This window comes from Eubacterium sp. CAG:161, from assembly GCF_000432355.1.
GTDB lineage: Bacteria > Bacillota > Clostridia > Lachnospirales > Lachnospiraceae > Eubacterium_G > Eubacterium_G segne.
Genome location: NZ_HF991871.1, coordinates 217,200 through 223,418, shown reverse-complemented (window position 1 = coordinate 223,418; position 6,219 = coordinate 217,200). Strand labels below are relative to the sequence as shown.

At 35.8% G+C, this 6,219-nt stretch carries 7 protein-coding genes and 1 pseudogene; all 8 read left to right on the top strand.

All coding sequences use genetic code 11. The annotated features are described in order from the left end of the window. Window positions 1-204, top strand: a pseudogene (locus Q5O30_RS07630) (peptidase S8); the annotation flags it as partial. 152 nt (window positions 205-356) lie between these two features. Continuing rightward, window positions 357-833 carry a leucine-rich repeat domain-containing protein gene (locus Q5O30_RS07625; protein WP_302674639.1) on the top strand — a complete coding sequence of 159 codons (477 nt, stop codon included), beginning with the start codon at window positions 357-359 and terminating at the stop codon, window positions 831-833. Between the two features lie 159 nt (window positions 834-992). Further along, a complete protein-coding gene (locus Q5O30_RS07620; protein WP_021953161.1) occupies window positions 993-1,364 on the top strand; it encodes a CidA/LrgA family protein in 372 nt (123 codons plus the stop codon). Further along, window positions 1,357-2,049: an LrgB family protein gene (locus tag Q5O30_RS07615; protein WP_021953160.1), complete on the top strand. Its 693-nt coding sequence runs from the start codon at window positions 1,357-1,359 to the stop codon at window positions 2,047-2,049. The genes Q5O30_RS07620 and Q5O30_RS07615 overlap by 8 nt, the downstream gene beginning before the upstream one ends. A 37-nt stretch (window positions 2,050-2,086) precedes the next feature. Further along, window positions 2,087-2,653, top strand: a complete 567-nt coding sequence (locus Q5O30_RS07610; protein WP_021953159.1) for a cytidylate kinase-like family protein — start codon at window positions 2,087-2,089, stop codon at window positions 2,651-2,653. 164 nt (window positions 2,654-2,817) lie between these two features. Beyond that, window positions 2,818-3,855 carry a recombinase RecA gene (gene recA, locus Q5O30_RS07605; RefSeq protein WP_021953158.1) on the top strand — a complete coding sequence of 346 codons (1,038 nt, stop codon included), beginning with the start codon at window positions 2,818-2,820 and terminating at the stop codon, window positions 3,853-3,855. Window positions 3,856-3,867: 12 nt separating this feature from the next. Then, window positions 3,868-4,485: a regulatory protein RecX gene (locus tag Q5O30_RS07600; RefSeq protein ID WP_021953157.1), complete on the top strand. Its 618-nt coding sequence runs from the start codon at window positions 3,868-3,870 to the stop codon at window positions 4,483-4,485. Window positions 4,486-4,690: 205 nt separating this feature from the next. Then, the gene (rny, locus tag Q5O30_RS07595) at window positions 4,691-6,190 is read left to right on the top strand and encodes a ribonuclease Y (protein ID WP_207721418.1); all 1,500 of its coding nucleotides are present in this window, start codon (window positions 4,691-4,693) and stop codon (window positions 6,188-6,190) included. Window positions 6,191-6,219 lie beyond the last annotated feature (29 nt).

Genomic DNA, 6,219 nt, shown 5'->3' with positions numbered 1-6,219 from the left:
TCCATGGCAACCCCTTTTGTGTGTGGCAGTGCGGCCTTAATGATGGAATGGGGGATAGTTCGGGGAAATGATCCTTTTCTGTACGGGCAGAAATTAAAAAGTTATCTTATAAAGGGAAGCAGAAAACTTCCGGGATTTACAAGGTGGCCTAACGAACAGGCAGGGTGGGGAGCTTTGTGTGTTTCAGAGAGTATACCTAAATAATATACTTTAAATATTTTCACTATTGACGATTAAATATAGACGCAATAAACTTTACAACGGTGTGGGCGATTAACTATTCAGCAGAACATAAAAATACCATATTGGATACTGTCTGTTGAATGGCAATATGTGTTACAAAGAAGGAAAGAAACATGAAATGGAAACACATTTTAGCAATCGGACTGTCGGCAGCAATGGTTATGTGTACAGTATTAAAAGAGGGAACAATCGTATATGCAAATACTGAAATGGACGCAATAAGCCATGGTGGGAAAACTTTTGAAGCAGCTGGTATTCAGGTAGAAGATGGAGAAAATCCCGAAGGTGCTTTTAGCGATTGTACATCTTTGAAGAAATTTGATTTTTCAGATGTAAGTCGTATTGAAAAATTAGCATTTTATAATTGTAGCAGCCTTGAAAACCTTAAAATACCGGACACGGCAAATACCATTCCAGAGGGAGCATTTGCAGATCGCTCTAATCTTAAAACTATTATTTTACCTAAGTCTGTCAGCAGTTTCGCAAAGAATTTTATCGTAGATTTTAGTCCGGTAAAAAGGAACAGCAGTAATTACTGTGAAGTCAGGAAGAAAAACTATAAAGTGCAAAATTACAGTAAAATAAATTAATTTTTAAAATATGCGGTTTAAAGACATTTGTGTGGCGGACAGCCGCATATTTTTTACGTATTTCAAGTGCAAAATACAGTATATTGGTAACATTGACATTAAATAATCAGGTTATATAATAATTTAGAACATACAAAATAATCATATATAGGAGAAAAGATGAAATATATACGACAACTTTTAATTATACTTGGAATATCCTTTGCAGGAGAAGTCTTAAAATATATACTTCCCCTTCCGATTCCTGCGGGAATATATGGTATGGCAATATTATTTATTGGATTAATGACAGGATTAATTAAATTAGAAGCAGTTAGGGAAACGGGAAAATTCCTTATTGAGATTATGCCGTTAATGTTCATTCCGGCAGGAGTGGGATTAATGAATAGCTGGGGAAAGCTTGCATCGGTGCTTGTCCCTGTATGTATAATCACGGCTGTTACCATTATAACGGTAATGGTTGCCACAGGCAGAATGTCCCAGTGGATTATAAGAAAAAGCAGAAATAAGGAGACAGATAGGGATGAATGATTTTTTTAGAGAGTCAATGTTTGCCGGCGTAACTTTAAGTTTGGTGGCATATTTAATAGGAACATTGTTAAAAAAGAAGTTTAAATTGGGAATTTTTAATCCCCTATTAATTTCAATTGTGGTATCAATAGTGGTTCTGGTTGTAGGAAAAGTTGATTATTACACTTACAATGAGGGGGCAAAATACTTAAGCTGGCTACTGACTCCGGCAACAGTGTGTCTTGCAATACCTCTTTATGAGCAGTGGGGATTACTCCTTAAAAATTTTAAGGCGGTTATGTTAGGACTTGTGGCAGGTACAATAACAAGTCTTACAACAGTTCTGGCATTAGCCTTGATTTGTGGTTTGTCTCATGAAGAATATGTAACTTTACTTCCAAAATCCATAACAACAGCCATAGGAATGGGTGTATCGGAGGAGTTGGGAGGATATGTAACCATAACTGTAGCTGTAATAATTATTACCGGTGTATTGGGAAATATTTTTGGAGAATTAATTTGCAAAATATTTAAAATTGATGAACCGATTTCTAGGGGACTGGCTTTTGGTGCCTCATCCCATGCAATAGGAACTGCGAAAGCCTTGGAAATAGGTGAGGTTGAAGGGGCAATGAGCAGTCTTGCCATAGCGGTATCAGGAATACTTACGGTAGCACTGTCATCATTATATGCAAATTTTATGTAATAGAAGATTAATTATAAAATTAGGAGAATGAGGATATATGATAATAACAATAGCAAGAGAATGTGGATGTAATGGAGATGATATTGGAAGATTTTTAGCTGAAAAATACAATATTCCCTGTTACACCAAAAAAGAACTGGAAAAAATTGCAAAGAAAGAACATATTTACGAAAAATATCCTTTTTTCTTTAATGAAGTATCCCTTGAATTAATGATGGATACTGTAGCAGATGAAATGAAACAGCACTTAAGAAACACGCCGAAAGAGGCTCTTGGGAAAACTGTCAAAAATGGTGATTTTGTTATCATTGGAAGGGCATCAAATTATGCTTTTAGGGACAGGGACGATGTTGTAAGAATATTTTTATGTGGTGAAAAAAAACAGCGCATTAGAAATATTGCAATAAAACATAATGTGTCTGAAAGAAAGGCAGGAATAATAGTTGATGAGACAGATAACAGAAGAAGGAGTTATCACAAATATTATACAGGAGAAGAGTGGGGGTATGCAGGTAATTATGATATGTGCCTGAATGCAATAAAACTGGAAAAAACAGGAATAGGCGAAATGATTGATGAATATTTAAAGTTAAAGAATGTATAATAATGTAGGATTTCTAAAAAATAAATAATCATGTTGCATATTATTTTAATAAAGTATATAATTATATTTAACAAAATAATATGACAAATTAATATTGACAAGGATAGGATAATGTACTATCATAATAACGAACAACAGTTCGATTAAAATAAGCGAGGATTAATATGAATAAAGAAGATAAGTTAAAGGCATTAGATGCAGCTATATCACAGATTGAGAAGCAGCATGGTAAGGGTGCCATTATGAAATTAGGTGATTCAGGTAATAAGATGAATGTTGAATCACTTCCTACAGGTTCATTAAGTTTGGATTTAGCTTTAGGTATAGGAGGAATTCCAAGGGGCAGAATTATTGAGATATATGGTCCGGAGTCCAGTGGTAAGACTACGGTTGCGCTACATATGATTGCTGAAACACAGAAGAGAGGTGGAGTGGCAGGCTTTATTGATGCGGAACATGCACTTGACCCGGTATATGCCAAGGCTATAGGTGTGGATATTGATAATTTATATATTTCTCAGCCGGATTATGGCGAGCAGGCATTAGAGATTACAGAGACTATGGTTAGATCCGGAGCTGTAGATATTATTATAGTGGACTCAGTTGCTGCTCTTGTACCTAAGGCTGAGATAGATGGAGATATGGGGGATTCTCATATGGGACAGCAGGCAAGACTTATGTCACAGGCACTTAGAAAGCTTACGGGAATAGTTAATAAAACAGGATGTTCAGTTGTGTTTATTAACCAGTTAAGAGAAAAAATCGGTGTTATGTTTGGAAATCCGGAAACAACAACCGGTGGACGTGCGTTGAAGTTCTATGCATCAGTCAGACTTGATGTTAGAAGAGTGGAGACACTTAAGGCAGGTGGTGAAATGGTAGGTAACCGTGCAAGAGTTAAAGTGGTTAAGAATAAGGTTGCACCACCATTTAAGGAAGCAGAATTTGACATTATGTTTGGAAAGGGAATATCAAGAGAAGGTGATATTCTTGATTTGGCAGCTAACTGTGGAGTTGTAATAAAGAGCGGATCATGGTATGCATATAATTCTGAAAAGATTGGTCAGGGAAGAGAGAATGCAAAAAAATACCTTCTTGAAAATCCGACCATTATGGAAGAAATAGAGACAAAAGTACGTGATTTTTATGCATTAGACGGCAGTGAGGAAAAAGATGCCGATAATAATACTGAAACGGAGTAATATTGCAACAACATGTATACTGTAGTAAAAACTATACCGAAGGGTAGTCGGATTCAAATTACATTGGATAATGGCATCTCCTTTATTCTATATAAAGGGGAGGTCAGAAGATACAAAATCAGTGAGAATGCCACCATAGATGAAAAGTCATATAATGAGATTTGGGAGATATTATATAAGAGGGCCAGAGAAAGGGCACTTTATATATTAGATGACGGGTATAAGACTAAAAAGCAGATATATGATAAGTTAAAATCCGGCAATTATCCTGAGGATATTATTCAATCGGTCATTTCATATCTTTTAGAATATAATCTGATAGATGACTTAAGATATGCCGGTCTCTATATTGAATATAAGTCCGAATCTAAAAGTAAAAGACAGATAGTTCAGGATCTTATGACTAAAGGCATAAAAAAGGATGTTATTGATAAGGCCTTTGAAGAAAGCGATTATACAGACGAACATTCTCTTAATAAAATATTGGAAAAAAGAATTAAGAGGTATAATCTTGAAGAACCAAAAGAATTACAGAAGTTATATCGTTATCTTGTAGGAAAAGGATATAATTATAATGATGTAAAATCGGCTGTGAGACAATATTCTCATGATACGGATATGTCATTATAGGAGGAAATGTGCTATTAGCCAAACTGTCTGGTAGCACATTTTTGTTACATTTTTGTCACATAAACGGTGAGATTGCTTGACATAACTTGGTTAATAAAGTAAAATGGATATGTTGTGATGTACAATGAAAACTAAATAAGGAGGTGCTCCTGTGAGTGATACTACTTGGACACTCTTATGCGTTGGAATTGCAGTTGTAGTTGCTTTGATTTCAGCCTTTGTGGCAGTTACAATCAGAAAAAGTACTGTTGAAAAGAAGATAGGCTCAGCAGAGGATAAGGCTCGTGAAATTATTGATGAAGCCATTAAGACAGCTGAAGCTAAGAAAAAAGAGGCACTTTTGGAAGCTAAAGAGGAAAATCTTAGAACCAAAAATGAACTTGACAAAGAAATCAAAGAACGAAGAGCAGAAGTTCAACGTTATGAGAAACGAGTTCTTAACAAGGAAGAGTCTGTTGAAAAGAAGTCAGATGCACTTGAGAAGAAAGAAAATAGTCTTAAAGCTCATGAAGAAGAGTTAAAAGAGACTAAAGCTAAAGTAGATAAGTTAAACGAACAGCGCGTACAGGAACTTGAAAGAATCTCTGGATTAACCTCCGAACAGGCAAAAGAATATTTATTAAAAACTGTTGAAGAAGAAATTAAAATTGAAACTGCAAAATTAGTTAAGGAATTAGAAGCACAGGCAAAAGAAGATGCTGATAAGAAAGCTAGAGAGCTTGTTGTAAATGCTATTCAGAAATGTGCTACAGATCATGTTTCTGAGACTACGATTTCTGTAGTTTCACTTCCTAATGATGAAATGAAAGGTAGAATAATTGGTAGAGAGGGACGTAATATTAGAACTCTTGAATCACTTACAGGTGTTGATCTTATTATTGATGACACACCGGAAGCAGTTGTTTTATCAGGATTTGATCCTATTAGGAGAGAGGTGGCAAGAATCGCCTTAGAGAAGCTTGTTGTAGATGGTAGAATCCAGCCTACGCGAATCGAGGAAATGGTTAATAAGGCTAAGAAAGAAGTTGAAACCATGATTCGTGAAGAAGGAGAGGCAGCTACACTTGAAGTGGGAGTACATGGTATACATCCGGAATTGGTTAAACTTTTAGGAAAGATGAAGTTTAGAACCAGTTATGGTCAGAATGCACTGAAGCATTCTATTGAAGTGGCACATTTATCAGGCTTACTTGCAGCTGAATTGGGCTTAGATGTAAGAGTAGCCAAGAGAGCGGGTCTGCTTCATGATATAGGTAAGGCAGTTGACCATGAAATGGAAGGAACACATATACAGTTAGGTGTTGATTTATGTAGAAAATACAAGGAATCGGCGGTTATCATTAATGCTGTGGAAGCACATCACGGTGATGTTGAACCGGAAACACTTATAGCTTGTATCGTTCAGGCGGCAGATGCTATTTCTGCAGCAAGACCGGGTGCAAGACGTGAGACACTTGAGACATACACAAACAGATTAAAACAGTTAGAAGATATTACAAACTCATACGAAGGAGTTGAAAAATCTTTTGCCATTCAGGCAGGTAGAGAGGTTCGAGTTATGGTTATCCCTGAAAAGGTTTCAGATGCTGATATGGTTATTATGGCTAGAAATATTTCAAAGCAGATTGAAAGTGAATTAGAATATCCTGGTCAGATTAAGGTAAATATTGTAAGGGAATCAAGAGCCATTGATTACGCAAAATAAATAATCTACATTAAGCCATCATATTAAAT

Excerpts from the sequence above, each read along its gene's own strand:
- Q5O30_RS07625 (WP_302674639.1), top strand. The coding sequence starts at position 357 with ATGAAATGGAAACACATTTTAGCAATCGGACTGTCGGCAGCAATGGTT.
- Q5O30_RS07620 (WP_021953161.1), top strand. The coding sequence starts at position 993 with ATGAAATATATACGACAACTTTTAATTATACTTGGAATATCCTTTGCA.
- recA (WP_021953158.1), top strand. The coding sequence starts at position 2,818 with ATGAATAAAGAAGATAAGTTAAAGGCATTAGATGCAGCTATATCACAG.
- Q5O30_RS07615 (WP_021953160.1), top strand. The coding sequence starts at position 1,357 with ATGAATGATTTTTTTAGAGAGTCAATGTTTGCCGGCGTAACTTTAAGT.
- Q5O30_RS07600 (WP_021953157.1), top strand. The coding sequence starts at position 3,868 with ATGTATACTGTAGTAAAAACTATACCGAAGGGTAGTCGGATTCAAATT.
- Q5O30_RS07610 (WP_021953159.1), top strand. The coding sequence starts at position 2,087 with ATGATAATAACAATAGCAAGAGAATGTGGATGTAATGGAGATGATATT.